General features: G+C 70.6%; 28 protein-coding genes. 14 read left to right on the top strand and 14 right to left on the bottom strand.

Annotated features, from left to right (window positions below):
• Positions 1 to 57: 57 nt before the first annotated feature.
• From MKK70_RS25595 to MKK70_RS25580, 4 genes are all read right to left on the bottom strand, one after another.
• Positions 58 to 330, bottom strand: a complete 273-nt coding sequence (locus MKK70_RS25595; RefSeq protein ID WP_243950710.1) for a hypothetical protein — start codon at positions 328 to 330, stop codon at positions 58 to 60.
• A gap of 71 nt (positions 331 to 401) precedes the next feature.
• A complete protein-coding gene (locus MKK70_RS25590) occupies positions 402 to 1,235 on the bottom strand; it encodes an outer membrane protein (RefSeq protein WP_243950709.1) in 834 nt (277 codons plus the stop codon).
• A 413-nt stretch (positions 1,236 to 1,648) separates the two neighbouring features.
• On the bottom strand, positions 1,649 to 2,485 hold the full coding sequence (locus tag MKK70_RS25585) for an outer membrane protein (RefSeq protein ID WP_147844472.1): 837 nt from the start codon (positions 2,483 to 2,485) through the stop codon (positions 1,649 to 1,651).
• Between the two features lie 198 nt (positions 2,486 to 2,683).
• A complete protein-coding gene (locus MKK70_RS25580) occupies positions 2,684 to 3,697 on the bottom strand; it encodes an outer membrane protein (protein WP_147858285.1) in 1,014 nt (337 codons plus the stop codon).
• 216 nt (positions 3,698 to 3,913) lie between these two features.
• On the opposite strand from MKK70_RS25580, the gene MKK70_RS25575 reads away from it, so the two are divergent.
• Both MKK70_RS25575 and MKK70_RS25570 read left to right on the top strand, forming a co-directional pair.
• Entirely contained in the window at positions 3,914 to 4,165 is a 252-nt protein-coding gene (locus tag MKK70_RS25575; RefSeq protein WP_147729946.1) for a hypothetical protein, read from the top strand.
• 36 nt (positions 4,166 to 4,201) lie between these two features.
• Positions 4,202 to 4,510 carry an MmcQ/YjbR family DNA-binding protein gene (locus MKK70_RS25570; protein ID WP_147843214.1) on the top strand — a complete coding sequence of 103 codons (309 nt, stop codon included), beginning with the start codon at positions 4,202 to 4,204 and terminating at the stop codon, positions 4,508 to 4,510.
• 122 nt (positions 4,511 to 4,632) lie between these two features.
• Here MKK70_RS25570 and MKK70_RS25565 read toward each other — a convergent pair whose 3' ends face one another.
• Entirely contained in the window at positions 4,633 to 5,259 is a 627-nt protein-coding gene (locus tag MKK70_RS25565; protein WP_243950707.1) for a LysE family translocator, read from the bottom strand.
• 117 nt (positions 5,260 to 5,376) lie between these two features.
• On the opposite strand from MKK70_RS25565, the gene MKK70_RS25560 reads away from it, so the two are divergent.
• Positions 5,377 to 6,270, top strand: coding sequence for a LysR family transcriptional regulator (locus MKK70_RS25560; protein ID WP_243950705.1), 894 nt, complete (start codon positions 5,377 to 5,379; stop codon positions 6,268 to 6,270).
• Positions 6,271 to 6,331: 61 nt separating this feature from the next.
• Here the strand turns inward: MKK70_RS25560 and lptB are convergent, their stop codons facing one another.
• The 5 genes from lptB to MKK70_RS25535 all read right to left on the bottom strand — a co-directional run bounded on the left by lptB (position 6,332) and on the right by MKK70_RS25535 (position 12,724).
• Positions 6,332 to 7,105 (bottom strand): LPS export ABC transporter ATP-binding protein, encoded by a 774-nt coding sequence (lptB, locus tag MKK70_RS25555; RefSeq protein WP_243950730.1) that lies wholly within the window; start codon positions 7,103 to 7,105, stop codon positions 6,332 to 6,334.
• Positions 7,106 to 7,191: 86 nt separating this feature from the next.
• The gene (locus MKK70_RS25550; protein ID WP_147843208.1) at positions 7,192 to 7,986 is read right to left on the bottom strand and encodes an LptA/OstA family protein; all 795 of its coding nucleotides are present in this window, start codon (positions 7,984 to 7,986) and stop codon (positions 7,192 to 7,194) included.
• Entirely contained in the window at positions 7,983 to 8,747 is a 765-nt protein-coding gene (gene lptC / locus MKK70_RS25545) for an LPS export ABC transporter periplasmic protein LptC (protein ID WP_147728819.1), read from the bottom strand. The genes MKK70_RS25550 and lptC overlap by 4 nt, the downstream gene beginning before the upstream one ends.
• Positions 8,748 to 9,222: 475 nt before the next feature.
• Complete coding sequence (grpE, locus tag MKK70_RS25540; protein ID WP_243950703.1) at positions 9,223 to 9,834, bottom strand: nucleotide exchange factor GrpE; 612 nt, start codon at positions 9,832 to 9,834, stop codon at positions 9,223 to 9,225.
• A gap of 97 nt (positions 9,835 to 9,931) precedes the next feature.
• A complete protein-coding gene (locus MKK70_RS25535) occupies positions 9,932 to 12,724 on the bottom strand; it encodes a [protein-PII] uridylyltransferase (RefSeq protein ID WP_243950702.1) in 2,793 nt (930 codons plus the stop codon).
• A 299-nt stretch (positions 12,725 to 13,023) separates the two neighbouring features.
• Here MKK70_RS25535 and MKK70_RS30915 point away from each other — a divergent pair, with 299 nt between their 5' ends.
• The 5 genes from MKK70_RS30915 (at position 13,024) to MKK70_RS25510 (ending at position 16,493) form a co-directional block, all read left to right on the top strand.
• Positions 13,024 to 13,269 (top strand): AbrB/MazE/SpoVT family DNA-binding domain-containing protein, encoded by a 246-nt coding sequence (locus tag MKK70_RS30915; RefSeq protein WP_243950700.1) that lies wholly within the window; start codon positions 13,024 to 13,026, stop codon positions 13,267 to 13,269.
• The gene (locus MKK70_RS25525) at positions 13,253 to 13,609 is read left to right on the top strand and encodes a type II toxin-antitoxin system PemK/MazF family toxin (protein ID WP_147728174.1); all 357 of its coding nucleotides are present in this window, start codon (positions 13,253 to 13,255) and stop codon (positions 13,607 to 13,609) included. The genes MKK70_RS30915 and MKK70_RS25525 overlap by 17 nt, the downstream gene beginning before the upstream one ends.
• A gap of 108 nt (positions 13,610 to 13,717) precedes the next feature.
• Positions 13,718 to 14,701 (top strand): aliphatic sulfonate ABC transporter substrate-binding protein, encoded by a 984-nt coding sequence (locus tag MKK70_RS25520; protein ID WP_147728173.1) that lies wholly within the window; start codon positions 13,718 to 13,720, stop codon positions 14,699 to 14,701.
• Between the two features lie 225 nt (positions 14,702 to 14,926).
• Positions 14,927 to 15,559, top strand: a complete 633-nt coding sequence (locus MKK70_RS25515) for a LysE family translocator (RefSeq protein WP_243950698.1) — start codon at positions 14,927 to 14,929, stop codon at positions 15,557 to 15,559.
• Positions 15,560 to 15,638: 79 nt separating this feature from the next.
• Positions 15,639 to 16,493 (top strand): ABC transporter permease, encoded by an 855-nt coding sequence (locus tag MKK70_RS25510; protein WP_243933663.1) that lies wholly within the window; start codon positions 15,639 to 15,641, stop codon positions 16,491 to 16,493.
• Between the two features lie 66 nt (positions 16,494 to 16,559).
• On the opposite strand, the gene MKK70_RS25505 is transcribed toward MKK70_RS25510, so the two are convergent.
• Positions 16,560 to 16,724, bottom strand: coding sequence for a hypothetical protein (locus MKK70_RS25505; protein WP_243933661.1), 165 nt, complete (start codon positions 16,722 to 16,724; stop codon positions 16,560 to 16,562).
• Positions 16,725 to 17,172: 448 nt separating this feature from the next.
• Between MKK70_RS25505 and MKK70_RS25500 the strand changes: the two genes are divergently transcribed.
• From MKK70_RS25500 to MKK70_RS25475, 6 genes are all read left to right on the top strand, one after another.
• A complete protein-coding gene (locus MKK70_RS25500) occupies positions 17,173 to 17,646 on the top strand; it encodes a formate dehydrogenase subunit gamma (protein WP_243950696.1) in 474 nt (157 codons plus the stop codon).
• 8 nt (positions 17,647 to 17,654) lie between these two features.
• Positions 17,655 to 19,214, top strand: coding sequence for a formate dehydrogenase beta subunit (locus tag MKK70_RS25495; RefSeq protein WP_243933720.1), 1,560 nt, complete (start codon positions 17,655 to 17,657; stop codon positions 19,212 to 19,214).
• Between the two features lie 10 nt (positions 19,215 to 19,224).
• Positions 19,225 to 22,086 carry a formate dehydrogenase subunit alpha gene (fdhF, locus tag MKK70_RS25490; protein WP_147726811.1) on the top strand — a complete coding sequence of 954 codons (2,862 nt, stop codon included), beginning with the start codon at positions 19,225 to 19,227 and terminating at the stop codon, positions 22,084 to 22,086.
• Positions 22,087 to 22,174: 88 nt separating this feature from the next.
• Entirely contained in the window at positions 22,175 to 22,468 is a 294-nt protein-coding gene (locus MKK70_RS25485; protein ID WP_147726813.1) for a formate dehydrogenase subunit delta, read from the top strand.
• Between the two features lie 142 nt (positions 22,469 to 22,610).
• Positions 22,611 to 24,266, top strand: coding sequence for an OFA family MFS transporter (locus MKK70_RS25480; protein WP_147726816.1), 1,656 nt, complete (start codon positions 22,611 to 22,613; stop codon positions 24,264 to 24,266).
• A gap of 58 nt (positions 24,267 to 24,324) precedes the next feature.
• On the top strand, positions 24,325 to 25,227 hold the full coding sequence (locus MKK70_RS25475) for a LysR family transcriptional regulator (RefSeq protein WP_147726817.1): 903 nt from the start codon (positions 24,325 to 24,327) through the stop codon (positions 25,225 to 25,227).
• Positions 25,228 to 25,311: 84 nt separating this feature from the next.
• Here MKK70_RS25475 and rpmG read toward each other — a convergent pair whose 3' ends face one another.
• The 3 genes from rpmG to MKK70_RS25460 all read right to left on the bottom strand — a co-directional run bounded on the left by rpmG (position 25,312) and on the right by MKK70_RS25460 (position 26,782).
• Positions 25,312 to 25,479 carry a 50S ribosomal protein L33 gene (gene rpmG / locus MKK70_RS25470; protein ID WP_147726819.1) on the bottom strand — a complete coding sequence of 56 codons (168 nt, stop codon included), beginning with the start codon at positions 25,477 to 25,479 and terminating at the stop codon, positions 25,312 to 25,314.
• 147 nt (positions 25,480 to 25,626) lie between these two features.
• Positions 25,627 to 26,364, bottom strand: coding sequence for an NUDIX hydrolase (locus MKK70_RS25465; protein ID WP_405044189.1), 738 nt, complete (start codon positions 26,362 to 26,364; stop codon positions 25,627 to 25,629).
• Positions 26,321 to 26,782 (bottom strand): DUF983 domain-containing protein, encoded by a 462-nt coding sequence (locus MKK70_RS25460; protein WP_243950693.1) that lies wholly within the window; start codon positions 26,780 to 26,782, stop codon positions 26,321 to 26,323. The genes MKK70_RS25465 and MKK70_RS25460 overlap by 44 nt, the downstream gene beginning before the upstream one ends.
• Between the last annotated feature and the right edge of the window lie 12 nt (positions 26,783 to 26,794).

Genomic DNA, 26,794 nt, shown 5'->3' with positions numbered 1-26,794 from the left:
CAGAGGGGGGAAGGGCGGCACGTCCCCGTTCGGGTCGGGCGCGCTGCGAAAGCCGCCTCAGCGCGGCGGCGGCTCGTTGTACATCGGAACGTTGTCGTTGCGCGGCAGGTAGGCGCGCACGACCGGGCCGTAGACGCGCGGCCCGGCATAGGCGCCGTACCGGCGGTCGAGGCCGGCCGGGGGGAGGGGGCGATGCGCGAGGCGGCGCGGCGCGGCGCGCGGGGCCGCCTCGGCGTAGCCCGGCCCCTCGGCCGCGGCGGGGCCGGCGAGCGACACCGTCGCCAGCAGGCCCGCGAGGGTGACGAGGGGGAGCGAGATCCGAACGGGCATGATGGGTTTCCGACGCGTAGGGAAGCGAGGATCGCCGCGCGATGCGCTGACTCGGTCGGCGAGCTAAGCGCTCAGAACTTCACGCCGAGGGCGCCGCGGACCGTGTTGACGTTCATCTTGTTGTCGCCGAAGGCGCTGAACCATACATACTGGTATTCGGCGCGTAGAAACACGTTCTGTGTGATCGAGACATCGACTCCCGCGCCAAGCGCGCCGCCGAGAGCGAACTTCTCCTTCAAGCTACCGCCACTTTGCACCAGCGTTGCAACGAGGGTGTTCCGCGTCGAATCGGTGTATTGTGCGGTCGCGACGTTGACGGTATCGCCAACGAGAGCTCGACCATACGCAAGTCCGCCTGTCACGAAGGGCAAGAACTGACCGTAGGCATACCCGGCACGAGCCCGGATTGTTCCGTAATCTTCCAAAGTAGCGCGCGCCGCCGTGTGAACGAAGGCATCGTAGAAGTAGTTATCCTTCGTCGTCACGTTGCGGGTGAGGCTGTCCTCCGATCGCGCCTTCTGATTGGCGTTCGTGTAGTCGACCTCTATACCGAAAATGGCATCGTCGATTTGGATGTTGTAGCCGGCAAATCCGCCGAACGAGACGTCGTGCGCACGCCCAGGGCGAAGCGTGTTCCACCGCGAAACATCGAACTCGTTCTGGATCGTGGATGTCCGCAAGATGTGCGCGATGTCGGATTGTCCAGCACTTCCGAAGTTGAAGCTTGTCGTGCTGTACCCGCCGTGCCCGCCGACATACACGCCGCTCCAGTCGATCGCCGTGACCGCGACCGGCGGGTCGTAGTCGGGGCCGCGGAGGAAATCGTAGTCGAGGTCGGCGGCGCGGGCCGTGGTCGGGCCGGCCAGGCTCAGGGCGGCAAGAAGTGCGCGGGAAGTCTTACGCATCGCGGTCGTCCTCGGGGCGGCAACACGACCGCACTACGAAACCTGTTCTCTCTTGATAGGAGAGTAACCTTAATGGCTGGTTTCGATATCGGCCGGCGTGCCGTGCCAATGCGGGGATGCGACGCGAAAACCGGAACGAAGACGGGATTTTACCGCCCGTCCGCGCCCGGCGACCGGGCCGAGGCTTCGATCCGCGGATCGCGACGCCACCCCGACCGCCGACGCCCGTGGCTTCGGGCGTCGGCTCGCCCGCCGTGCCGCGGACGAGCGCCCGCATATGACGGTCGCGAGGTGGGAAATCCGATACCGTCCGGGGGCGGTCACGCCCCCGATCCAGCCATCTCTCCACAGGGCAAGGGGCCGCGCGAGGCCCGCGGCCGCTTCGCGTCCGTCGGCGATCGCCCGGTCGCGGATCAGTTGCCGTAGGCGCTGCCGCCGAGGCCGGCGAGGCTCGGGCCGCTGCCGAAGCCACCGAGGTCGTAGCGCAGGCCGAGGCGGAACTCGTTGGCGGCGATGTCCTTCAGCCGCGTGCCGGCGTTATAGGCGTCGAGCCCGCTCTTGGCGTTGCCGAAATCGACGTAGCGATAGGCCGCGTCCAGGCTGAAGCCGCCGCCGATCGCGTAGGAGACGCCGCCGGTCAGCGCCCAAGCGAGCGAGGCGACCGAGCGGTTCGGGCGCGCCACGGCGGTGCGCAGGCCGGTGCCGGGGTTGCCGTCGCAGGCGTCGACCGTGCAGGTGGTCTGGGTGTAGCCGCGCGCCACCCCCATGTCCGAGACGCCGATGCCGGCGCCGACATAGGGCGTCAGCCCCCACCAGGTGCCGAGGTCGGCGTAGACGTTGACGAGGGCGGTGAGCGCGGAGACCTGGGCCGCCTCGACATTGTAGCCGGTGGCGAAGTTCGAGCGCGAGGAGGCGGCGCCGTAGCGGGCCGGCTCGCGCTGGTCGACGGTCGCGTCGACGCGCAGCCACGGGGTGATCCGGTAGCCGACGCCGCCGCCGTAGCCGGCCGCATCGCTCAGGCGCAGGCCGACGAGCGGCGGCATGCCCGGGTCGTTCGCGTCCGCCCGGGTGTCGTCGTGCGGGCGCGCGTAGGCCGATTCGGTGAAGTCGGCCCGCAGGTACCAGCCGCCGCCGACCGCGACCGGCGGCGCCATCGGCGGGGGCGGGGGCAGCAGGTCGGCGGCCTCGGCGCGGCCGATCCCGAGGAGAAGCAGCGCCGCGGCGGCGAAGCGGCGTTCGAGCGCAGCCATGGGGAAAGTCCTCACGCAAGATCAACGGTTGCATCCCGTAGGACGACTTGACGAGGACCCTAAACCCCAAATCTTGTGAACGGCTTAACCGTATTTCTCGGTCCGTGGCGTGCGTCTCGACCCTGAAACGAAAGAAGACGGCGCGGATCGGATCCGCGCCGTCTTCGATGTCGAGGCCGTGCAGGTTCGGTACGTGTCTCAGTACTTGCGGACGAGCGGGCCCGGGGCCGGCTGATAGTCGGGCACCAGCGGCGGCAGCGGCGCGGCGACGAGGCCGCCGAGCAGGTAGCGCACGCCGATCTTCACGTCGTGGGCCTCGATGTCCTTGATCTTCACGCCGGCTCCGGCCTCGCCGCAGCAGGTGGAGAAGCTGGCGCCGGTCGAGGCGTGGCCGAGGTTCAGGTAGCGGTAGGCAAGCTCGACCTTGAACGCGTCGGTGACGTTGTAGGCGAGACCGGCATGGAGCGCCCAGGCGAAGCTGCCGGTGGTCTTGTCCTTGTACGACTTGGTCGTCGCCTGGCTGTTGTAGACCGGCGTCGCGTTGCCGTTCGCGTCGACCGTGTAGGTCGGGGTGTAGTTGTAGGTCGGCGGGGCGCAGGGGCAGCCGCCGTATTGCGGGTTGCCGTAATCGTAGGCGTAGGTCGGGCTGGTGAACTGGCCGTTCGTGCCGTAGCCGGAGACGTGGTTGAAGGCGTAGCCGGCGCCGGCGCCGATGAACGGCGTGATGCCGTACCAGGTGCCGAGGTCGAAGTAGGCGTTGGCGAGGACGACGGCCGAATCGAAGTGGCCGCTCGACTTGTTGATGCCGTACGAGCCGAGGCCGTTGTCGTAGTCGGGGCCCCTGTAGTACTCGCTGCCGCGCAGGCCGGTGGAGTAGCGGTACTCGCCGGTCACGTCGCCGCGCAGGAACGGGGTGAACTGGTAGCCGACGCCGACCCCGGCGAAGCCGCCGCCGCCGACCTCGTTGCCGTAGGAGCGGTTCGCCTCCGGGTAGCCGGCATAGTCGTAGGACGTGCTGTACTTCGCCCGGTCGTAGACGCTGGCCCCGACGTCGCCGCGCAGGTACCAGCCGCCCCCGACCTCGATCGGCGGGGCATAGGGCGGCGGGGGCGGGGGCGGCAGCAGGTCGGCGGCTGCGGCCAGTGAGGGCGCGCCGACGCTCGCCGCGAGCGTCAGGGTGCGCACCAAAGCGACGAGCTTGGAGCGGGCCATAAGAATTCCTTCACGCTTAAATGTGCCGGAAGCTTTCGGTGCCGGCTCTGGTGACCTCCCGGACCATGGCCGCAAGGTCTTAAAGCTGGCTTAACGTTAAAACTTAGCGTTATGGATTGTTTGAGGTGCGCAATCCTGCACGTCGCCGATGCGGTCCTGCGGACACAATCGCCGTTCCGGGCGTTGCCTGCACAGCCTCCACCGAGCGAGATCGACATGACGCGCCTGTTCATCGCCGACGTCCGGACCCCGTCCGGCCCGCGCCCCCTGGTCACGGTGCGCGCGGCCTCGGAGGCCGAGGCGCTGCTGTTCCTCGAGGCACACTACCCCGAGGACCGGATCGAGGCGGTGGCCGAGCCGGGCGAGTGGGCCAGCGATGCCGCGACCGGATCGAACCCCGGCGACGTCCGCGAGCATCCCGGCAGCACCTGGCCGACCAGCCTGTCGCGGGCGCCCGCCGGGCCCTGAGCGGTGCTGCCGGAGGACGTGCGCGCGCTCGCGCTGATGCTGCCGGAAGCGATCCTCGGCGCGCACAAGGGCAACCCGGATTTTCGCGTGGGCGGCCGGGTCTTCGCGACGCTGTGGACCGAGGAGGACCGGCTGGTGCTGCGGCTGTCGCCGGAGGACCAGGAGCGCCTGCTGGAGGCCGAGCCGGACCTGTTCTCGGCCATCGACGGCGCCTGGGGCCGCCGCGGCTGGACCAACCTCGACCTCGACGCCTGCGAGGAGGAGATTTTGCGGGACGCCCTGCTCGCCGCCTGGCGCGCCACGGCGCCGGCCGGGCTGGTCTCGGTCTACGAGCCGACGGCGTGAGGGCGGCCGTTCCGTGAGCCGGTGCTGAGCGCCGCCCGCTTGCGTCATTCGGCCCGGCGCCGTGGTGGTGATCGGGACGGCCCGGCGCCCCGTCGATCGCCGGGCGGGTCGTCGGGCTCGCCTCAGGCCTCGGCGAGCAGCTTGGCCGCGAACGCACCGAGCATGCCGCCCATCAGCCAGCGCTGCGCCCGCATCCAGGACGGGCGCCGGGCGAGGCCGGCCGCCAGCGCCCCGGCCGTGGTGGCGATGACGACGCCGAAGGCGAGGTTGAGGGCGATGTGCATCAGGCCGAGCACCAGGGTCTGAGCCAGCACGCTGCCGTAGCCGGGGATCACGAATTGCGGCAGCAGCGCGAGGTAGAGCAGCGCCGCCTTGGGGTTCAGCAAGGTCGTGGCCAGCCCCATCGAGAGCACCCGGCATGGGCCGGCCTGCGGCAGGTCCGCGGCCTGGAACGGCGAGACGCCCCCGGGGCGCACTGCGGACCAGGCGAGGAGCAGCAGGTAGGCCGCCCCGGCGAGCCGCAGGGCATCGTGGGCGTAGGGCACCGTCGCAAGCAGTGCCGTGATCCCGAAGGCGGCGCAGGCCATGTAGAGCAGGAACCCCAGCGCGCTGCCCACCAGCGAGACCAAGCCGGCCCGGCGGCCCTGCGCGATCGAGCGCGAGATCAGGTAGATCATGTTCGGCCCCGGCGTGATCGCCAAGCCGAGGATCACCGCGCCGTAGGCGACGAGGGTGGGATGGTCGGGCATCGTCGGGCTCCTGCCGCACGCTTCGTGGCGGCGCAGCCCCGGATTTCCCATCCGCCCTTCGATCGGTAAAATACCATCTCAAGATCCCTGTGATACGGCTGGGCTATCGATGTGACCGTGGACGTCCGGTTGATCCGGCACCTCTGGCTGTTCCTGGCGGTGGCCGAGGCACGGCATTTCGGGCGTGCCGCCCAGCGGCTCGGCATGTCGCAGCCCCCGCTGAGCGAGGGCATCCAGACCTTGGAGCGGATGCTGGGCGCGCGGTTGTTCGACCGCGACCGCCGCGGCGTGCGGCTCACGCCCGCGGGCGCCGCGATCCTGCCGGCGGTGCAGGTCTTCGCCGGCCAGGTGGAGCGCTTGGAGCGGGCCGTGCGCGAGGCGGTCGCAGGCCGGACCGGCACGCTGACCGTCGGCGCGATCAACTCGGCGCTTCTGAAGGACTTGCCGCCGATGGTGGCGCGCCTGCGTGCGGCCCGGCCGGGGCTGACGATCGCCGTGCGCGAGATCGACAGCGTCGAGGCGGTGCCGCTGATCGAGGCGGGCGAGATCGATCTCGCCTTCGCGCGCCTGGAAGGGGAACTCGGCCCGAACATCCGCTCGCGGCCGGTCGCCACCGATCGTCTCGCCGTCGCCCTGCCGCGCGATCACCGGCTGACCGGCATGGCGGCGGTCCCGCTAGCGCTGCTGGCCGATGCGGATTTCGCGATGTTCGCTCGCCGCTCCAGCCCGGTCTACTTCGACCGGGTGACGGCAGCCTGCCACGCGGCGGGGTTCGCGCCGCGCATCGTGCACGAGGTCCGCGCCGTGACCTCGCAGATCGCCTTCGTGGCCTGCGGGCAGGGTGTCGCGCTGGTGCCCCTGCGCTTCGAGGGGCTCGCCCCGCCCCAGGTCGTGATCCGACCGCTGGCCGAGAACGTCGAGATCGTCGCGGCGGCCCTGGTCTGGTCGGACGCCCGCAGCAATCCTCTGGTCGACGCGGCCATCGCGTCGTTCACGGAGCCGACCGGATGAGGCTTCCCACCCCGAGCCGTCCTTCCGGTCACGACACCGGGCCCGACCGGAGCCGCCGCCGCTACAGCCGGAAATCCTCGCCGAGGTAGAGCCGGCGCGCGTCGGCGTTGGCGACGATCTCCTCCGGGGTGCCCTCGGTGAGGATGCGGCCGGAATGGGCGATGTAGGCGCGGTCGATCAGGCCGAGCGTCTCGCGGACGTTGTGGTCGGTGATCAGCACGCCGATGCCGCGCTGCTTCAGGTGCTTGACGAGGTCCTGGATGTCGCCGACCGCGATCGGGTCGATGCCGGCGAAGGGCTCGTCGAGCAGCATGAAGGTCGGCGACGAGGCCAGCGCTCGGGCGATCTCGCAGCGCCGCCGCTCGCCGCCCGAGAGCGCGATCGACGGGGACTTGCGCAGGCGCGCGATGTCGAATTCCTCGAGCAGCGAATCGAGCTTCCTCGCCCGCGCCTTGCGGTCGGGCTCGGCGACCTCGAGCACGGCGCGGATGTTGTCCTCCACCGTCAGCCCGCGGAAGATCGAGGCTTCCTGCGGCAGGTAGCCGATGCCGAGGCGCGCGCGCTGGTACATCGGCAGGTGGGTGATCGCCAGGCCGTCCAGCGTGATGTGGCCGCGGTCGGCCGCCACCAGCCCGGTGATCATGTAGAAGATCGTGGTCTTGCCGGCGCCGTTCGGCCCGAGCAGGCCGACCGCCTCGCCGGTCCGCACCGTGAGCCCGGCCTCGTGCACGACGGTGCGCGCGCCGTAGCTCTTGCGCAGGCCGCGGACGCTGAGGATGCCGGGGCCGCCCTCGACCTCGGACGGCGCGGCCTCGGGCCGGGCGCGGCCGAGCACCCGCCCGAGCCAGGACGGGCGCGGGCTCGCGGTCTCGGACCGGTGCGGGGAGAGGGCCTGACCGCCGGGGACGCCGATCGAACCGCTCAATTGGCCTGGGCCCGCGTCTTGCCGTCGGACTTGCCGTCGCCCTTGGCGGCATCCGTCTTGGCTGCGTCACCCTTGGCTGCGTCGGCCGGCTTCGGCGCGGTCCTGGCGATGCCGGCGGGCTGCGCGCAGCCCTTGGCGGGCTTGTCCTTCTCGGCCTTCTCGCCCGGCACGAACAGGGCGGAGACGCGCCCGCCCGGCACCGGGTCCATGTTCGCGCGGCCGGTGTTCATGTCGTAGACGAGGCGTTGGCCGCGGGTGACGTTCTGGCACTGGCTCAGCACGACGTTGCCGGTGAGCACGATGCGCTTGGCCGCCTGGTCGAACACCGCGCTGTCGCCGGTGGCGACCTGGTCCTTCTGCACCACCGTGACCGGGCCGGCGCATTCCACCTTCTGGATGCCGTTCTCGCCCATGCCGGCCGCATCCTTGGGCTTGTCCTCGGCCTCCGCGGCCGGGCTCGCCTTGTCCTTGGCGTCCTTGTCCTTGCCGCGCTTGTAGTGGACCGTCATCGTCGAGCAGCGGATGGTGCTCTCGCCCTGCACGGCCACGACGTTGCCGGCGAAGATCGCCTTGCTCTCGCGGTCGAACACGTCGAGCCGGTCGGCGTCGATCTTGATCGGCTCCTTGCCGCCGCCCATCGATCCGAACGGCGAGGTCGGATCCTTCTTCGGCGCCGCCGCGACGGCCGGCTTCTCGGCCCGGGCGGGCGCGACCGGCAGCGCAACGGAGAGAAGCGACGCGGCCGCGAAGGCGGCGGCGAGCCGCGCCGGCAGACCGGACAGGCCGGTCATGGGCGGCCGTCCGTCGGCTCGGCCGAGGAGGTGAGGACGCGCAGGGGCGCCTTGGCCGGCTCGGCCTTGTCGTCGGCCTTCGCGTCCTTGGCCTTGTCCTGGTGGAACACGGTGTGGACGTTGCCGATGAACGAGATCACGCGGCCGTTCTCGACCACGTCGAGCCCGTCGGCGACCACCTGGCCGCTCGGCACCGACACGGTGACGGTCTCGGCCGATTTCACGCTGCCGGCCTTGAAGTCGACGGCGGCCGATTGCAGCCGCGCCTCCTCGCCCTTGTCGGTCCAGATCCGGATGTCCTGCTTGAGGTCGAGCGCCTCGCGGGTGGTGTCGAACAGCCCGGTCGCCGCCTCGATCCAGGCGAGGCCGCCCTTGTCGTCGGTGGCGACGTGGCCGCGCATCGCCTCGAGCTCGATCAGGCTCGGCTTGCGCATGTCCTGCAGCGCGGCGGTGGCGGTGACCTCGTAGCCGCGGTCGCCCTTGCGGAAGCCGGAGAGCTTCGGGTTCTCCATCCGCACCTTGGTGCCCGACAGCGTCACCGGCCCGACGCTGACGCCGGGGATGACGGCCGCGAACGGGTTGAACAGCCAGGCTCCGAGCGCGATCACCGCGCCGCCCGCGACCAGGGGCAGCACCCGGCGCAGCGTGCGCACCTGGGCGCTGTGGCGATGGGCGCGCGCATGCGCGCGGGTGCGGCGCAGGTCGGTCCGACCGCTCGCCTGGGCGTACCCGTTCATCTCGACCGCGTCGACGACCTGCATGACGATTCCGATGCGCGACGCTGGGGCGATGCGCCCGCGAGCCCGGCCCCGACGCTTCGCGCGCCGCGCCGACTCGTCCGGGATGCGCCCGGCCGATGGCGAAGTTATGGCCCAAGCGTTTCCGAATGTTCAACTGTCGCCTGCATCCGGAAGCCGTGCGGGCGAGGATTCGGCGGACGCGCCGTGCGTTCGCGCACGGCGATGGCGCGGCCGTTCCCGGATGGCGTGCGCTGCCGGCGCCCGACCCGGGCGGGCCGCTGTCGGACTGTCCTGCGACGCCCGATCGCCCGTTCCTCCCGCCCGGCGGGGGGAAGGGTGCCTTTCCCGTCCGAGACGGGCGCGCGGTGCGTGGCGGGATCGATCCGGCGCCGAGACCCCGCGCAGCCGCGAACCGACGGGCCGGGCAGGAAGGCGTCGCGGCGGCGCCCCCGAGGCGGGACGCAGGCCGGACGAGGCCCGGCCTGCCTCGGCCGCCTTACGCCTGCGCGGCGTCCGCCGGCGCGCCGGCCTTCGGGCCGCCCTTGGCGACGCCGACCAGGGCCGGGCGCAGGGTCCGGTCGCCGATGACGTAGCCCGACTGGACCACCTGCACGACGGTGCCGGCCGGCACCTCCGGGTCGGGCACCTCGAACATCGCCTGGTGGCGGTTCGGGTCGAAGCGCTGGCCCTTGGGCTCGACCACCTTCACGCCGTGGCGCTCCAGGGTCTTGGCGAGATCCCGCTCGGTCAGCTCGATGCCGTCGATCAGGCCCCTCAGGGCGCCCTCGGCCGAGGCCCGCGCCTCGGCCGGGACGCTGTCGAGCGCGCGGCGGATGTTGTCGGCGACGTTGAGCACGTCGCGGGCGAAGTTGGTGACCGCGTAGGTCCGGCCGTCGGCGACCTCGCGCTCGGTCCGGCGGCGCAGGTTCTCCATCTCGGCCAGCGTGCGCAGCGTGCGGTCCTTCAGCTCGTCGCGCTCGGCGGTCATCGCCGCGAGCTTCGCGTCGGCGGCCGACCCGTCCTGGGACGCGGGGGCGTCGTGCGGCGCCTCGTGCGCCACGCCGGCCCCGGCCTCGACCGTGCTCTGGCGCGGGTCGTCATGCTGCATGTCGTTGCTCGTCATCGCGAAAAGGGCTCGCCGGGTGATTTCGGGGTCGGCGTTGATATCAGGCGCGCGGGCCGCGAAATCAACCCGGCGAAGCACATCACGCCTCCCGCGGCGGCGGCGCGGCGACGAGCGCCTCGAGCCCTTCGGCCTTCATCACCGCCACGTCGCCGGCGAAGACCTCCATCACCGCGCTGCGGATCGCCGCCTGGCGGTCGGGCTGGGTGACGCGGGTGCCGGTCAGGTCGGTGACGTAGAACACGTCCACCGCCCGCTCGCCGAAGGTCGCGACATGCGCCGAGGTGATGTTGAGGTTGAGGCGGTTCAGCGCCGTGGTCAGCTCGTAGAGCAGGCCCGGCCGGTCGAGGCCGGTGACCTCGACCACCGTCTCGCGGCTGGACAGCGCGTTGTCGATCGCCACGTCCGGCGGCACCAGGAAGGTCTTGGCCCGGCCGGCGGAGGGCGGGTGCTTGTCGGCCACGAGCTCGGCGATCTTGATCTCGCCCTTGAGCGAGCGCTCGATCGAGGCGGTGATGCGCCGGCCGCGGCGCATCTCGTCCTCGTCGCGCTCGAAGGCGCGGGAGATGAAGATCGAATCGAGGGCGAAGCCGTCGCTGGTGGTGAAGGCCTGGGCGTCGACGATGTTGCCGCCGGCCGCCGCGCAGGCCCCGGTGACGATGGCGAGCAGCCGCGGGTGGTCGGGCGAGTACACCGTCAGCTCGGTGACGCCGCGGACCGGATCGGTCTCGACGTCGGTGGCGCTGGTGCGGCCGGCCTCGATCGCCTGGCGGATGAAGCCGGCGTTCTTGAACTGGCGCACGCCGTCGACCTTCAGCCAGTAGGCCTGGTTGTGGCGCGCGGCGTAGGCGTCGAACACCTCCGACGACCAGTCGGGCAGCTGCTCGCGCAGGCCCATCTGGATCAGCCGGACGCGGTCGGTGCGGGCGATCTCGGAATGGCCGCCCGACAGCACCACCTCGGTCTCGTCGTAGAGGGTGCGGATCAGCGTGCCCTTCCACGCGGTCCAGACGCCGGGGCCGACGGCGGTGATGTCGGCGACGGTGAGGATCGTCAGCAGGCGCAGGCGCTCCAGCGTCTGCACCACGGCGGCGAACTTCTCGATGGTCTTCGGGTCCGAGAGGTCGCGGCTCTGGGCGGTCATCGACATCAGGAGATGGTGCTCGACGAGCCAGGCCACCGTTTCGGTCTCGGCCTGGGTCAGGCCGAAGCGCGGGCACAGCTTCTGCGCGATCGCCGCGCCGGCGATCGAGTGGTCCTCGGGCCGGCCCTTGGCGATGTCGTGGAGCAGGATCGCGACGTAGAGCGCGCGCCGGTTGTGGATCGCGTTGACCAGGCGCGAGACCAGCGGGAACTGCTCCTCGGTGCGCCCGGAATCGATCGCCGCGAGCACGCCGAGCGAGCGCAGCAGGTGCTCGTCCACCGTGAAGTGGTGGTACATGTTGAACTGCATCATCGCGACGATGCGGCCGAAATCCGGGATGAAGCGGCCGAGCACGCCGGCCTCGTTCATCTGCCGCAGCACCGATTCCGGCGAGTTCTTCGAGGTCAGGATCTCGAGGAAGAGGCGGTTGGCCTCCTCGTCGGCGCGCAGGGCGTGGCCGATCAGGCGCAGGGAGCGGTTCGCCAGGCGCTTGGCGTCGGGATGGATCGCGAGGTTGTGCCGGTCGGCGAGCCAGAACAGGCGCAGGAGGTTGACCGGATCGCGCTCGAACGCGTCCTCGGCGCGGACGTTGACCCGGCCGTGGTCGAGCCAGAAATCCTCCGCCTCGATCGCGGTGGCGCGGAACCGGTCGCGGAACTTGCCGATCCAGCGGTCGAGCACCGGCGTGCGCTTGGCGTGGCGCGCCTCCAGCTCGGCGCAGACGATGGCGGTGAGGTCGCCGACGTCCTTGGCGATCAGGAAGTACGCCTTCATGAAGCGCTCGACGCCCGACAGCCCGCCGCGCGGCCCGAAGCCGAGGCGCTCGGCGATCTTCGGCTGCAGCCCGAAGGACAGCCGCTCCTCCGCGCGCCGCGTGACGAAGTGCAGGTGGCAGCGCACCCGCCACAGGAACTCGTCGCAGCGCTCGAACAGGCGGTACTCCTCCGCCGTGAACAGGCCGGCGGCGACGAGCTCGACCTGGTCGCGAACCCGGTAGGTGTACTTGGCGATCCAGAACAGGGTGTTGAGGTCGCGCAGGCCGCCCTTGCCGTCCTTGACGTTGGGCTCGACCAGGTAGCGCGAGGAGCCGGCCTTGGTGATGCGGCCGTCGCGCTCGCGCAGCTTGGCCTCGACGAACTCGTGCGCGGTGCCCATCACCAGCTCGGCGTCGAACCGCGTCACCAGCTCCTCGAACAGCACCCGCGTGCCGAACAGGAAGCGCGCCTCCAGGAGCGCCGTGCGGATCGTCATGTCGGCGCGGGCCTCGCGCAGGCATTCCTCGACCGAGCGGGTGGCGTGGCCGACCTTCAGCTTGAGGTCCCACAGCACGTAGAGCATCGCCTCGACGACGCTCTCCGACCATGCGGTCTGCTTGTAGGGCAGCAGGAACAGGAGATCGATGTCGGAGCCCGGCGCCATCGTGCCCCGGCCGTAGCCGCCGGTCGCCACCACCGCGAGCTGCTCGCCGGTGGAGGGGTTGTCGTTCGGATAGAGCCGCCAGACCACCGCGTCGTGGATCGCGCGCACCACCGCGTCGGTCAGGTTCGACAGGGTGCGGGCGCAGCGCATGCCGTCCCGGTCCTTCAGAAGCTGCGCCTCGGCCGCCGCGTGGCCGGCCTCGATGACCCGCTTCAGCTCCGGCACCAGAACGGCGCGGAGCTTCGTCGGCTCACGAGCCTCGCGATCCAGGGCATCCAGAACCTTGTCCAGGGCAGCGACGGCATCGAACATGGGTACCCGTTAGCATGAACTGCCGGTGCTGCCAGCGGGGCCGGGCTTCCGGACCGGCGCGCGGCGTCGAGCCAGGGTCCTCGAGCCGGGGCTCGTCAACGAAGGGCCTCGGGCGAGGGGCCGCGAGCAAGAGCCACGCCGAAGCCACGCTCGATCCGGATCCGCCGGAGCGGGCGGGGTGCCGGTGGGCGAGCTTTGACGCGCCGTCCCGGGGATCGTATATACGAAGTCGATACGTTGATGCGAGCGCGGCACGGTGCCGTTCGAAGCTTGGTCACAGCCATGCCAGGGAGGTGCGCGTGATCGTTCAGTTCTCCCGATGGGGCAACAGTCTCGCCCTCCGCATTCCGGCGCAGATCCTGCGAGACGTCGGCGCTGCTGAAGGCAGCACGGCCGAACTGAGTGTCGAGGAGGGGCGGATCGTCATCGCGCCGCGCGCAGAGGCGCCGCGCTACACCTTCGACGGCCTGCTTGCCGGCATCACCAAAGAGAACCTGCACGACGACCAGTTCGAGGGGCGGACGGTCGGTGACGAGATCTGGTGAGCCGCCCTATTGCCCTGATCTCGGCGACCTGATCTTCCTCGAGTTCAGTCCGCATCTTGGGACCGAGCAGGGCTTCACCCGGCCCGGGCTCGTCCTCACGCCGCGGTCCTACAACGGCCTCGTCGGGCGCTGCTTCGCGTGTCCGGTCACCAGCCGCGGACGTGGCTACCCTTACGAGGTGGCCCTGCCGTCCGGGCTGAAGATCCACGGCTTCGTCCTTGCGGACCAGGGCAAGCCGCTCGCCTGGGCCGAGCGCTACGCGCGCTTCGTCGACGTCGCGCCGGCGGCCGTGATCGATGACGTGAAGGCGAAGATCGCGGCGTTCCTGCAACTCGGTTGATGCCGATCATCCACGGCTGTGCGTCCTATATTGCGGAATTGTCGTTTGACATAAAGAACGCACCGGCCTAGCTCGGATCAAACGCCCGATCCGAAAAGGACTGTCCTCATGCGCCTTGCCCGCCGCGCGCTTCTCGGTGCCGCCCTCGCGCTCGCTCTCCCGGTCGCCCTGCCCGCCGCCTTGTCCGCGCCCGCCGGCGCCGCCGAGGTCAAGGAGGTCCGCCTCGACTGGGCGACCTACAACCCGGTCGGGCTGGTCCTGAAGGACAAGGGGTTTTTGGAGGAAGCGCTGAAGCCGAGGGGCATCACCGTGCGCTGGGTCCAGTCGCTCGGCTCCAACAAGGCGCTCGAATTCCTCAATGCCGGCGCGATCGACTTCGGCTCCTCGGCCGGCGCCGCCGCCCTCGTGGCGCGCATCAACGGCAACCCGATCAAGGCGGTCTACGCCTACTCGCGGCCGGAATGGACCGCGCTCGTCACCCGCAAGGACAGCGGCATCGCGCGGGTCGCCGACCTCAAGGGCAAGCGCATCGCGGTGACCCGCGGCACCGACCCGCACATCTTCCTGATCCGCGCCCTCCAGGGCGCGGGCCTGACCGAGCGCGACGCCAAGCTCGTCCTGCTCCAGCACGCCGACGGCCGCACGGCGCTCGACCGCGGCGACGTCGACGCCTGGGCCGGCCTCGACCCGATGATGGCCGCGGCCGAGATCGAGAACGACGACGTGCTGTTCTTCCGCGACGCGAGCGCCAACACCTGGGGCCTGCTCGACGTGCGCGAGGCGTTCGCCCAGGAGAACCCCGAGCTCGTCCGCACCGTGATCGCCGCCTACGAGCGGGCGCGGCTGTTCGCGATCCAGAACCCGGACGCGCTGAAGGCGGCCCTGGTCGCCGCCACGAAGCTGCCCGAGCCGGTGATCGCCCGGCAGGTCGCCCGCACCGACCTCTCCGAGCCGGCGGTCGGCAAGGCCCAGGCGGCCTCGATCCAGGCGGCCGGCCTCGCCCTGCAGCAGGCCGGCATCATCCCCGCCGGCACCGACGTCCCCGCCGCCGTCGACGGGCTGATCGACACGCGCTTCAACCCGGCGCGGTAGGCGAGGGCGTATCGAGCCCCGCTCGCATCGTTCGTCGCAGAGCCGTATCGTCCGCGCGATCCGCAGCGCGGCTCCTTCTCCCAGGGGGAGAAGGGTGGGATGAGGGGCGTGCCTCAGACGGAAAGGTCACACCCCTCACCCTGTCCCTCTCCCCCTGGGAGAGGGGGCCCGCGCCGCGATATGCCCACGGTTCGGTCGACGCACACAGCAGGAGCGACCGGAGGCATGCCCGAGATCACGAACCTCCTCGGCTTCGCGCTGGTCTCCCTCGGCATGGTGCTGACGCCGGGGCCGAACATGGTCTACCTGGTCTCGCGCTCGCTCTCGCAGGGGGCGGGCGCCGGGCTGGTCTCGCTCGGCGGGGTCGCGGCGGGGTATCTCGTCTACATGCTGGCGGCGGCCTTCGGCATCACCGCGCTGCTGCTCGCCGTGCCCTTCGCCTACGACGCCCTGCGCCTTTCCGGCGCGCTCTACCTGATGTGGCTGGCCTGGCAGGCGGTGCGGCCGGGCGGGCGCTCGCCGTTCCAGCCGCGGATGCTGCCGCCCGACGGGCCGCGGCGGCTGTTCGCGATGGGGTTCCTGACGAACCTTCTCAACCCGAAGATCGCGGTGATGTACCTGTCGCTGCTGCCGCAGTTCATCACGCCGGGGCACGGCAGCGTGCTGGTGCAATCGCTGGTGCTGGGGTCGGTGCAGACCGGGATCAGCGTCGGCGTGAACGCGCTGCTCGCCGTCACCGCCGGGTCGGTGGCCGCCTTTTTCGGCGGGCGCCCGGCCTGGATGGTGGCGCAGCGCTGGCTGATGGGCACCGTGCTCGCCGGCCTCGCGGTGCGGATGGCGACCGAGGCGCGGCGCTGAGCCCGCGGCGGTGCTATAGGGCCGCCGACCCTCCAGCTCCCGACGGTCCGATGCCACACCTTTCCGAGCTCGACGCCCGATGACCGGACCCGCGGCCGCTCCGGCGGCGAACGCCGCTTCCAACCTCGCGCCAAGCGCCGCTCCACGGGCCGGACGCGCGGTCTCCCCGCGCTTGGGCCGGGCCGGCCTCGGCCTCCTGCTTCCGCTGGCGCTGGCGCTGGGCTGGGAGGCGGCGGTCCGTGCCGGCCTGGCGCAGGGGCGGCTGCTGCCGCCGCCGAGCCGGATCGCGGCGACGCTGTGGGAGCTCGCCCGCTCGGGCGACCTGTGGATGCACGTCTCCGCGACGCTGGTGCGCGTCGGCCTCGGCTTCGCGCTCGGCGCGGCGGCGGGGATCGTCGCGGGCGCGCTGACCGCGACCCTGCCGACCCTGCGCCGGCTCGTCGACCCGAGCCTGCAGGCGTTGCGCGCGGTGCCGTCGCTCGCCTGGGTGCCGCTGTTCATCCTGTGGTTCGGCATCCTCGAGACGCCGAAGGTGATGCTGATCGCGGTCGGGGTGTTCTTCCCCGTCTATGTCGGGGTCGCGGGCGCCATCGCCTCGGTCGACCGCAAGCTCGTCGAGGTCGGGCGGATCTTCCGGCTGTCGCGGGCGGCGCAGGTGCGGCGCATCCTGCTGCCCGCGGTGCTGCCGGCCACCGTCACGGCCTTGCGCACCGGCCTCGGGCTCGGCTTCCTGTTCGTGGTCGCGGCCGAGCTGATGGGGGCGTCCGAAGGTCTCGGCTACCTGCTGATCGACGGCCAGCAATTCTCCAAGCCCGAGCAGATCCTCGCCGCGATCATCGCCTTCGCGGTGGCGGGCAAGCTCGCCGACGCTTTGCTGGTCGCGCTCACGACCCCGCTGGTACGCTGGCAGGACACGGCGCGGGACGCGCTCTGATCACGATCGCCGCGGGACGCGCTCCGACGGAAGACGCGTCGGGTTTCGCGCTCGGGGCGCGTCGCCTCAGTCCTGGTCGGGCTCGTCGGTCTCGGCCCGGTCGCGATCGTGGACCGGGCGCGGGTGCGCCGTCACCGGCGGGAACAGCTCGGCGAGCCCGGCGGCCACCCCGTAGAGCACCGGATCGGACCCGGGCCCGGAATGCGGCGGGTGGAGATCGCTCTTGACCATGGAATTCGTCACCTTCGGCGCCCTATTCATCCTGTTGCCAGCGCCGTCGTAAGCCTGACGGACAGCTCCAAGACTGCCCTTAGGGCTTGTCAAGTCGTGCTTTGGTCCAGGGTTTCATGCCGGCGAAAAGAAAGTTTCGGTGTGCCCGTCGATGGTTGCAGACGAACGCGGGCCGAACCATCCGAGGGTTGAGGCCGGAATGCGAACCGGTAGTTTAGTGCACGGCAGCATGACGTGCGCTCCGACGCTCCGTTCTGTTGCGGTGCAGCATGACAAATCGGACGCGTTGAAAATGCCGCGCTCGCGGGTTCGTCCGTAGGGAAGCAAAGGGCCGGACCCCCGATTTCGACAGAAGACCTTTGTCGAGCGACCGATCTGCACGATTGAATGCAATCGGCATTTCTGTTCCAGTCGCCACTTAGAACGGGAACAATCTGGGCAGGAAATCATGCCGCGTTTCGAGCCCTGGGATGCGCAGCGCGCTTCCGGGATCATCGCCGAGCACCGTCACCTGGAAGGCGCCACCCTTCCGATCCTGCACGCGCTGCAGCAGACCTTCGGCTACGTCGATGCCGGCGCGGTGCCGCTGATCGCCGATGCGCTCAACCTGTCGCGGGCCGAGGTCCACGGCTGCATCACCTTCTATCACGACTTCCGCGCCCACCCGACCGGCCGGCACGCGGTGAAGCTGTGCCGCGCCGAGGCCTGCCAGGCCATGGGCTCGGACCGGCTGCACGCCGAGATCCTGTCGCGCCTCGGCACCGGCTGGCACGGCACCACCGCCGACGGGAACGCGACGGTCGAGCCGGTCTACTGCCTCGGCCTGTGCTCCAACGCCCCGGCGGCGCTGGTGGACGGCGAGCCGATCGCACGCCTCACCGCCGACAGCCTCGACGCGGCCCTCAGCGAGGCGCGCGCATGAGCACCCCCATGAGCATCACCCTCTACGTCCCCCGCGACGCCGTGGCCCTCGGCCTCGGCGCCAACCGCGTCGCCCGCGCGCTGTTCTCCGGCGCCGAGCGCCGCGGCCTCGACGTGTCGATCGTCCGCACCGGCTCGCGCGGCCTGTTCTGGCTCGAGCCGATGGTCGAGGTCGCGACCCCCGAGGGCCGCGTCGCCTACGGCCCGGTGACGCCCGCCGACGTCGACGCGCTCCTCGATGCCGGCCTGGCGGAGGGCGGCGACCACCCGCTCCGCCTCGGCGACCCGGAGGCGATCCCGTTCCTGGCCCGCCAGCAGCGGCTCACCTTCCACCGCTGCGGCGTGATCGATCCGGTCTCGGTCGACGACTACAAGGCCCATGGCGGCTATCGCGGCCTCGAGGCCGCGTTGCGGCTCGGCCCCGAGGGCACCGTCGGCGAGGTCCGCGAATCCGGCCTGCGCGGCCGCGGCGGCGCCGGCTTTCCCGCCGGCATCAAGTGGAACACGGTGATGCTGGCGCAGTCGCACCAGAAATACGTGGTCTGCAACGCCGACGAGGGCGATTCCGGCACCTTCGCCGACCGGATGATGATGGAGGGCGACCCCTTCAACCTCATCGAGGGCATGACCATCGCCGCCGTCGCCGTCGGCGCGACGCGGGGCTACATCTACCTGCGCTCCGAGTACCCGCAGGCCTTCGCGACGCTGAAGGAGGCCATCGCCAACGGCATCGCGGCGGGCGTCCTCGGCGACGACGTGATGGGCTCGGGCAAGAGCTTCCACCTCGAGGTCCGGCTCGGCGCCGGCGCCTACATCTGCGGCGAGGAGACCTCGTTGCTGGAGAGCCTCGAGGGCAAGCGCGGCATCGTCCGCGCCAAGCCGCCGATCCCGGCGCTGAAGGGCTTCCTCGGCCAGCCGACGCTCGTCAACAACGTGATGACCTTCACGGCGACGCCCTGGATCCTGGAGCACGGCGCCAAGGCCTACGCCGATTACGGCATGGGCCGCTCGCTCGGCACCCTGCCGATCCAGCTCGCCGGCAACGTGAAGCACGGCGGGCTGATCGAGACCGCCTTCGGCATCACGCTGCGCGAGGTGATCGAGGGCTACGGCGGCGGCACCTTCTCCGGCCGCCCGGTCCGCGCGGTCCAGGTCGGCGGCCCGCTCGGGGCCTATTTCCCCGATCACCTGCTCGACACGCCCCTCGATTACGAGGCGATGGCGGCCAACAAGGGTCTCGTCGGCCACGGCGGCATCGTCGTGTTCGACGACACCGTCGACATGGCGAAGCAGGCCCGCTTCGCCTTCGAGTTCTGCGCCACGGAATCCTGCGGCAAGTGCACCCCGTGCCGCATCGGCGCGACCCGCGGCGTCGAGACGATGGACAAGGTCATCGCCGGGATCAGCCCGGAGAAGAACCTCACCGTCATCGCCGACCTCTGCGAGGTCATGACCGACGGTTCGCTCTGCGCCATGGGCGGGCTCACGCCGATGCCCGTGATGAGCGCGATCACCCATTTCCCCGAAGACTTTTCGCGCGCGGGCGACCTGCCCGTCGCGGCGGAATAGGGAGGCGTCCATGGCCCTCATCAAAGAGATCGACTACGGCACCCCGATCCGCGTCAGCGATCAGACGGTGACGCTGAGCATCGACGGCATGGACGTCACCGTCCCGGCCGGAACGTCGGTGATGGCCGCCGCGATGACGGCGGGCACGCAGATCCCGAAGCTGTGCGCGACGGACTCGCTGGAGCCGTTCGGCTCCTGCCGCCTCTGCCTCGTGGAGATCGAGGGGCGGCGCGGCACGCCGGCCTCCTGCACCACGCCGGCCGAAAACGGCATGGTGGTGCGGACGCAGACCGACAAGCTCGCCAAGCTCCGCAAGGGCGTGATGGAGCTCTACATCTCCGACCACCCGCTGACCTGCCTGACCTGCGCCGCCAACGGCGACTGCGAGCTGCAGGACATGGCCGGGATCGTGGGCCTGCGCGACGTGCGCTACGGCTACGACGGCGACAACCACGTCGTGCCCACCGCCGAGAAGTACCTGCCGAAGGACGAGTCGAACCCGTACTTCACCTACGATCCGTCGAAGTGCATCGTCTGCAACCGCTGCGTCCGCGCCTGCGAGGAGGTGCAGGGCACCTTCGCGCTCACCATCGAGGGCCGCGGCTTCGACAGCCGCGTGGCGGCCGGCAACACCAACTTCATGGAATCCGAGTGCGTGTCCTGCGGCGCCTGCGTGCAGGCCTGCCCGACCGCGACGCTCCAGGAGAAGTCGATCCACGAGCACGGCCAGCCCGAGCATTCGGAGGTCACGACCTGCGCCTATTGCGGCGTCGGCTGCTCGTTCAAGGCGGAGATGCAGGGCACCAAGATCATCCGCATGGTGCCCTACAAGGGCGGCAAGGCCAACGAGGGCCACAGCTGCGTCAAGGGCCGCTTCGCCTACGGCTACGCCACCCACAAGGACCGCATCACCAAGCCGATGATCCGCGAGAAGATCACGGATCCGTGGCGCGAAGTGTCGTGGGAGGAGGCGATCGGCCGCGCGGCCTCCGAGTTCAAGCGCATCCAGGCGACCTACGGCCGGGACTCGGTCGGCGGCATCACCTCGTCGCGCTGCACCAACGAGGAGGCCTACCTCGTCCAGAAGCTGGTGCGCGCCGCCTTCGGCAACAACAACGTCGACACCTGCGCCCGCGTCTGCCACTCGCCGACCGGCTACGGCCTGATGTCGACGCTCGGCACCTCGGCCGGCACGCAGGACTTCAAGTCGGTCGAGCAGTCCGACGTGATCCTGGTGATCGGCGCCAACCCGACCGACGGCCACCCGGTCTTCGGCTCGCGGATGAAGCGGCGCCTGCGCCAGGGCGCCAAGCTCATCGTCGCCGACCCGCGCAAGATCGACCTGGTGAAGTCGCCCCACATCAAGGCGACGCACCACCTGCCGCTGAAGCCCGGCTCCAACGTCGCCTTCATCAACTCGATGGCGCACGTGATCGTCACCGAGGGGCTGATCGACGAGGCCTACGTGCGCGAGCGCTGCGACCTCGCCGAGTTCGAGTCCTGGGCCCGCTTCATCGCCGACGAGCGCCACTCGCCGGAGGCGCAGGCGCAATACACCGGCATCGACCCCGTTGAGCTCCGCGCCGCCGCCCGGCTCTACGCCACCGGCGGCAACGCCGGCATCTACTACGGCCTCGGCGTCACCGAGCACAGCCAGGGCTCGACCATGGTGATGGGCATGGCCAACATCGCCATGGCCACCGGCAACATCGGCAAGCTCGGCGCCGGCGTGAACCCGCTGCGCGGCCAGAACAACGTCCAGGGCTCCTGCGACATGGGCTCGTTCCCGCACGAGCTGCCGGGCTACCGCCACGTCTCGGACGACGCCACCCGCGAGAGCTTCGAGGCGCTCTGGGGGGCCAAGCTCGACAACGCGCCGGGCCTGCGCATCACCAACATGCTCGACGAGGCCGTCGATGGCGCCTTCAAGGGCATGTACATCCAGGGCGAGGACATCGCCCAGTCGGACCCGGACACCCACCACGTCACGTCCGGCCTGATGGCGATGGAGTGCATCGTCATCCAGGACCTGTTCCTGAACGAGACCGCCAAGTACGCCCACGTCTTCCTGCCGGGCGCCTCGTTCCTGGAGAAGGACGGCACCTTCACCAACGCCGAGCGCCGGATCTCGCGCGTGCGCAAGGTGATGCCGCCGATGGGCGGCTACGGCGACTGGGAGGGCACGATCCTGCTCTCCAAGGCGCTGGGCTACGAGATGGACTACAGCCATCCGTCGGAGATCATGGACGAGATCGCGGCGCTGACGCCGAGCTTCGCCGGCGTCTCCTTCGCCAAGCTCGACGAGCTCGGCTCGGTGCAGTGGCCCTGCAACGACAAGGCGCCGATGGGCACGCCGATGATGCACGTCGACCGGTTCGTGCGCGGCCTCGGCCGGTTCATGATCACCGAGTTCGTGGCCACCGAGGAGCGCACGGGGGCGAAGTTCCCGCTCATCCTCACCACCGGCCGGATCCTGTCGCAGTACAATGTCGGCGCGCAGACCCGGCGCACCGAGAACTCGCGCTGGCACGAGGAGGACGTGCTGGAGATCCACCCGTTCGACGCCGAGGTCCGCGGCGTGGTCGACGGCGACCTGGTCTCGCTGGAGAGCCGGTCGGGCGACATCGCGCTCAAGGCGCGCATCACCGAGCGGATGCAGCCGGGCGTGGTCTACACCACCTTCCATCACGCCAAGACCGGCGCGAACGTCATCACGACGGACTTCTCGGACTGGGCGACCAACTGCCCCGAGTACAAGGTCACGGCGGTGCAGGTCCGGCGCACCAACCGCCCGTCGGACTGGCAGGCGAAGTTCTACGAGGAGGACTTCTCGCTCACCCGCATCGCGCAGCAGCTCGACGCGGCGGAGTAGCGGCAGGCCTTTCCCTCCCCCCTCTGCGGGGGGAGGGACACGCGCTGCTCGCGCATCGTTCGGCAACGCAGGCAAGCAAAGGTTTTCGATGAGCGCGCTGACGAGCGACGAGAAGCTGGTGCGGATGGCCAACCAGATCGCGTCCTTCTTCCGGTCCTACCCGGACGACGAGGCCGTGACCGGCATCCACAAGCACGTGGTCGCGTTCTGGACCCCGAAGATGCTCGCGAGCCTCGAGGCCTGCCTGCCGGCGATGGGCGAGCGGGTCGATCCGCTCGTGGTCCGCGCGATGCGCGAGGGCCGGACCGAGGCCGAGAGCCCGGTGCGGTCCGCCACCCGCGATCCGCAGAAGCTCGGCGAAGGTGCGAGCGACGCCGGTTGACGCCGGCGCGGTTTTGTCACGATCGGACGGATGAAACGTCCGACTCGTCGACATCCGCGCATAGTCGCGCTTGAATTCAATCCTTAGAATTCACCTCGATTGACGGCCCGCCCAACAGGGCCGCTTCGGGGGAACCTCACCGATGACCGCACGGACCGCCGACGTCACCTTGCTGCGCGAGCGGCCGACATCCTGGTTGTCGCGCGAATACATCGTCGCGAAACCCGGGTTCAACCGCTGGCTCGTGCCGCCGGCGGCCCTGGCGATCCACCTCTGCATCGGCATGGCCTACGGCTTCTCGGTGTTCTGGCTGCCGCTCTCGCGCGCCCTCGGCATCACCGCGTCGAAGGCCTGCCCGGACATGTCGCTGGCGACCGCGCTGGTGACCACCACCTGCGACTGGCGGGTGGCCGATCTCGGCTGGATGTACACCCTGTTCTTCGTCTTCCTCGGGGCCTCGGCCGCGGTGTTCGGCGGCTGGCTCGAGCGGGCGGGGCCGCGCAAGGCCGGCATCGCCGCGGCTTTGTGCTGGTGCGGCGGCATGGCGATCTCGGCGCTGGGCATCGTCACCCATCAGCTCTGGATGATGTGGCTCGGCTCGGGCGTGATCGGCGGCATCGGCCTCGGGCTCGGCTACATCTCGCCGGTCTCGACCCTGATCAAGTGGTTCCCGGACCGGCGCGGCATGGCCACCGGCATGGCGATCATGGGGTTCGGCGGCGGCGCGCTGATCGGCTCGCCGCTGGCGGCGATGCTGATGGACGCGTTCAAGTCGCCGACCTCGGTCGGCGTGTGGCAGACCTTCCTGGTGATGGCCGCCGGTTACTTCGTGTTCATGATGGCCGGCGCGCTCGGCTACCGCGTGCCGCCGGCCGGCTGGAAGCCCGAGGGCTGGAGCCCGGCGCCGGCCAAGGCGGGGATGATCACCAACGGCCAGGTCCACCTCGACGACGCGCACAAGACCGCGCAGTTCTGGCTGATCTGGGCGGTGCTGTGCCTCAACGTCTCGGCCGGGATCGGCGTCATCGGCATCGCCTCGCCGATGCTGCAGGAGATCTTCGGCGGCCGCCTCGTCGGCGCGCCGGATGTCGGCTTTTCCGCCCTCGAGGCCGGCCAGAAGGCGCAGGTCGCCGCGATCGCGGCGGGCTTCGTCGGGCTGCTGTCGCTGTTCAACATCGGCGGCCGCTTCTTCTGGGCCTCGATGTCGGACAAGCTCGGGCGCAAGACCACCTACGCGATCTTCTTCGCGCTCGGCATCGCGCTCTATGCCGGCGCGCCGTCCTTCGCCGCCGCCGGCTCGCAGGCGCTGTTCGTGCTCGCGTTCTGCGTCATCCTGTCGATGTACGGCGGCGGCTTCGCCACGGTGCCGGCCTATCTCGCCGACATCTTCGGCACGCAGTTCGTCGGCGCGATCCACGGGCGGCTGCTCACCGCGTGGTCGACGGCCGGCATCGTCGGGCCGGTGGTGGTCAACTACATCCGCCAGGCGCAGGTCGATGCCGGCGTCGCCGGCTCGCGCCTCTACGACGGCACCATGTACATCCTCGCCGGCATGCTGGCGCTCGGCTTCGTCGCCAACCTGCTGGTGCGCCCGCTCAAGGCCAAGTGGTTCATGTCGGACGCCGACGTGGCGGCGCTGAACAGCCGGGGCGCGGCGGGGACGATCCCCTCGGGCTCCTTCGGCATCGGCCGCGGCGGCTTCGGCCTGGCGGCGCTCGCCGCCTGGGCCGTCGTCGGCATCCCGATCGCCTGGGGCGTGTGGACGACGCTGGCCAAGGCGCTGATCCTGTTCCGCTGAGCGGGCGCGGCCGGCCGAATGGGTATAGCCTTCCCGGCACGCCGCCGGGGAGGGTGCCATGATCGACAAGCTCGACTTCCTGCTCGCGCTCTCGCGGGAGCAGCATTTCGGGCGCGCCGCCGAGACCTGCGGCGTCACCCAGCAGACCCTGTCGGCGGGGGTGAAGCAGCTCGAGAACCGCTTCGGGGTGCAGCTGGTGCGGCGCGGCTCGCGCTTCCAGGGCTTCACCCCGGAGGGCGAGCGCGTGCTCGAATGGGGCCGGCGCATCGTCGCCGACAGCCGCGCCATGCACGAGGACGTGGCGGGCCTGCGCCGCGGCCTCACCGGGCACCTGCGCATCGCCGCGATCCCGACCGCGCTGCCGATGGTGGCCAACCTCACCACGCCCTACCGCGAGAAGCACCCCGACGTGCGGCTGACGGTGGAATCGACCACCTCGGCCGACATCTTCTCGTTGATCGAGAACCTGGAGGCCGATGCCGGCCTGACCTACCTCGACAACGAGCCGCTCGGCCGGGTGATCTCGGTGCCGCTCTACCGCGAGCGCTACCGGCTGCTGACCGCGGAAGGCGGCGCCTTCGACGCGCGCGCCTCGGTGACCTGGGCCGAGATCGGCCGCCTGCCGCTGTGCCTGCTCACGCCGAACATGCAGAACCGGCGCATCATCGACCAGCAGATCCGCGACGCGGGCGGCGAGCCCTCGGCCTCGCTCGAATCGAACTCGATGATCGTGCTGATGACCCATGTCCGCACGCTCAAGTGGGCGAGCGTGATGCCGGCGATCCTCGCCGACGCCCTCGGGCCGATGGTCGGTGTGCGCGCGATCCCGATCGTCGCGCCGGAGCTGGAGCACACGATCGGCCTGGTGGCGCCGCGGCGCGAGCCCTCCACCCCGATGATCACGGCGCTGGTCGCCATCGCCCGGACATTGGCGAAGACGCTCGACGCGCCGGACCTGTAGGAGCGCCGCACCGGCGTGCACGAAAAAGGCCGCCCCGGTCGGGGGCGGCCTCGTCGTCCGATCCGGGCTGCCGGACCGAAACGCTTACTTGATCTTCGACTCCTTGAAGTCGACGTGCTTGCGCACGACCGGGTCGTACTTGCGCTGCGTCAGCTTCTCGGTCTGCGTGCGGGAGTTCTTCTTGGTGACGTAGAAGTAGCCCGTGTCGGCGGTGGAGACGAGCTTGATCTTGACGGTGACGGCCTTGGCCATGGCGGGCGCTCCTGGGGCTTCGCGGCATTCCGCAAGCGCGAAACGCAAAAGGGCCGGGCGTGGCCGGCCGAATACCGGCGGGTGAATGCCCGATCGGGCCGGGGCCGTCAAGGTGGGGACCCGCTCGGGCGCCCCGCGGCCCGAGCCCTACAGCACCGTGCGCTCGCGCCGGCCGCGGCGCTCGGCGTGGAACGGGATCGGGCGGTAGGGCGCGAAGTCGACCGCGACCTGGGCTTCCAGCTCGTCGAGGATCATGCCGGTGATGGTCGGCAGGTCGAGCTTGCGCGCGGCGGCGAAGGTGAACCAGGCGAGCTCGGTGAGTTCCGACGCCTCCGAGACCCGGCCCGGCTCCTCGGCGGCGATGGCGCGGCGGTCGACCGTGAAGAAGCGGGTGTCGAAGCGGCGCACGCGCTTCGGCGGCGTGATCGCGCGGGCGACGAAGTGCAGCGCCTCGAGGTCCGGTAGCACGCCGTGGGCGGCGAAGGCCTCCCAGCCGGCCGGCACCTCCTCCGGCGGCCCGTATTCGCGGGTGCCGACGAGCAGGCCGGTCTCCTCGAAGGTCTCGCGGATGGCGGCGAGCGCCAGCGCGCGGCCGAGATGGTGGGGCGGGCGCGCCACCTGCCGGGTCAGCGCGGCCTCGGCGTAGTCGGGCAGCGCGCCGGCCACCGGCATGCGCCTGTCGCTCGCCTCGATCCGCCCGCCGGGAAACACGAACTTGCTCGGCATGAAGGCGAGGCCGGCGTTGCGCCGCCCCATCAGCACCTTCGGCGCGCGGGTGCGGCGGTCGAGCACGATCAGCGTCGCGGCGTCGCGCGGGCGCAAGGCCGCGGACGGTTTCGGCTTAGGGCCGGAGGGGGGACGCGCCGTCGAGGCCGGGTCGGTCAAGGTGCGCGTCCTCCGGCCCCGCGTCGGGCTTAGCTCCCGGTAGCGTGGCGAAGCCGTGCATGCCAAGCGCGTATTGCAGCCCGACCACCGCGCCCTTCACCGGCTGGAGCAGCCCGAGCGCCAGCGCCAGCGTCACCACCGGCCAGACGCTGAGCGAGACCCAGAGCGGCACGTCGTAGTTCAGCTCCGATTCGAGGATCAGGTAGCCGATCACGTGGGCGACCACGAAGATCACCAGGTAGGGCGGCAGGTCGTCGGCGCGGTGATGGTGTAGCTCGAGCCCGCACGCGTCGCATTCGGGCCGGACCTTGAGGTAGCGCCCGAAGATCCGGCCCTCCCCGCAATGCGGGCAGCGGCCGACGAAGCCCCGCGCCATCGAGCGGACCAGGCCGGTACGGGTGGGGGGCTCGCGCATCATGCCGTCACCATA

The organism is Methylobacterium sp. E-041, from assembly GCF_022829665.1.
Classification (GTDB): domain Bacteria; phylum Pseudomonadota; class Alphaproteobacteria; order Rhizobiales; family Beijerinckiaceae; genus Methylobacterium.
The sequence above is the reverse complement of the archived record's forward strand: the minus strand, read 5'-3'. Positions and strand labels throughout refer to the sequence as shown.

What these genes read in the sequence shown, in the direction of transcription:
- MKK70_RS25595 (WP_243950710.1), bottom strand. Translation starts at nt 330, where the DNA reads ATGCCCGTTCGGATCTCGCTCCCCCTCGTCACCCTCGCGGGCCTGCTG.
- MKK70_RS25590 (WP_243950709.1), bottom strand. Translation starts at nt 1,235, where the DNA reads ATGCGTAAGACTTCCCGCGCACTTCTTGCCGCCCTGAGCCTGGCCGGC.
- MKK70_RS25585 (WP_147844472.1), bottom strand. Translation starts at nt 2,485, where the DNA reads ATGGCTGCGCTCGAACGCCGCTTCGCCGCCGCGGCGCTGCTTCTCCTC.
- MKK70_RS25580 (WP_147858285.1), bottom strand. Translation starts at nt 3,697, where the DNA reads ATGGCCCGCTCCAAGCTCGTCGCTTTGGTGCGCACCCTGACGCTCGCG.
- MKK70_RS25575 (WP_147729946.1), top strand. Translation starts at nt 3,914, where the DNA reads ATGACGCGCCTGTTCATCGCCGACGTCCGGACCCCGTCCGGCCCGCGC.
- MKK70_RS25570 (WP_147843214.1), top strand. Translation starts at nt 4,202, where the DNA reads ATGCTGCCGGAAGCGATCCTCGGCGCGCACAAGGGCAACCCGGATTTT.
- MKK70_RS25565 (WP_243950707.1), bottom strand. Translation starts at nt 5,259, where the DNA reads ATGCCCGACCATCCCACCCTCGTCGCCTACGGCGCGGTGATCCTCGGC.
- MKK70_RS25550 (WP_147843208.1), bottom strand. Translation starts at nt 7,986, where the DNA reads ATGACCGGCCTGTCCGGTCTGCCGGCGCGGCTCGCCGCCGCCTTCGCG.
- lptC (WP_147728819.1), bottom strand. Translation starts at nt 8,747, where the DNA reads ATGCAGGTCGTCGACGCGGTCGAGATGAACGGGTACGCCCAGGCGAGC.
- grpE (WP_243950703.1), bottom strand. Translation starts at nt 9,834, where the DNA reads ATGCAGCATGACGACCCGCGCCAGAGCACGGTCGAGGCCGGGGCCGGC.
- MKK70_RS25535 (WP_243950702.1), bottom strand. Translation starts at nt 12,724, where the DNA reads ATGTTCGATGCCGTCGCTGCCCTGGACAAGGTTCTGGATGCCCTGGAT.
- MKK70_RS25520 (WP_147728173.1), top strand. Translation starts at nt 13,718, where the DNA reads ATGCGCCTTGCCCGCCGCGCGCTTCTCGGTGCCGCCCTCGCGCTCGCT.
- MKK70_RS25515 (WP_243950698.1), top strand. Translation starts at nt 14,927, where the DNA reads ATGCCCGAGATCACGAACCTCCTCGGCTTCGCGCTGGTCTCCCTCGGC.
- MKK70_RS25510 (WP_243933663.1), top strand. Translation starts at nt 15,639, where the DNA reads ATGACCGGACCCGCGGCCGCTCCGGCGGCGAACGCCGCTTCCAACCTC.
- MKK70_RS25505 (WP_243933661.1), bottom strand. Translation starts at nt 16,724, where the DNA reads ATGGTCAAGAGCGATCTCCACCCGCCGCATTCCGGGCCCGGGTCCGAT.
- MKK70_RS25500 (WP_243950696.1), top strand. Translation starts at nt 17,173, where the DNA reads ATGCCGCGTTTCGAGCCCTGGGATGCGCAGCGCGCTTCCGGGATCATC.
- MKK70_RS25495 (WP_243933720.1), top strand. Translation starts at nt 17,655, where the DNA reads ATGAGCATCACCCTCTACGTCCCCCGCGACGCCGTGGCCCTCGGCCTC.
- fdhF (WP_147726811.1), top strand. Translation starts at nt 19,225, where the DNA reads ATGGCCCTCATCAAAGAGATCGACTACGGCACCCCGATCCGCGTCAGC.
- MKK70_RS25485 (WP_147726813.1), top strand. Translation starts at nt 22,175, where the DNA reads ATGAGCGCGCTGACGAGCGACGAGAAGCTGGTGCGGATGGCCAACCAG.
- MKK70_RS25480 (WP_147726816.1), top strand. Translation starts at nt 22,611, where the DNA reads ATGACCGCACGGACCGCCGACGTCACCTTGCTGCGCGAGCGGCCGACA.
- MKK70_RS25475 (WP_147726817.1), top strand. Translation starts at nt 24,325, where the DNA reads ATGATCGACAAGCTCGACTTCCTGCTCGCGCTCTCGCGGGAGCAGCAT.
- rpmG (WP_147726819.1), bottom strand. Translation starts at nt 25,479, where the DNA reads ATGGCCAAGGCCGTCACCGTCAAGATCAAGCTCGTCTCCACCGCCGAC.
- MKK70_RS25460 (WP_243950693.1), bottom strand. Translation starts at nt 26,782, where the DNA reads ATGATGCGCGAGCCCCCCACCCGTACCGGCCTGGTCCGCTCGATGGCG.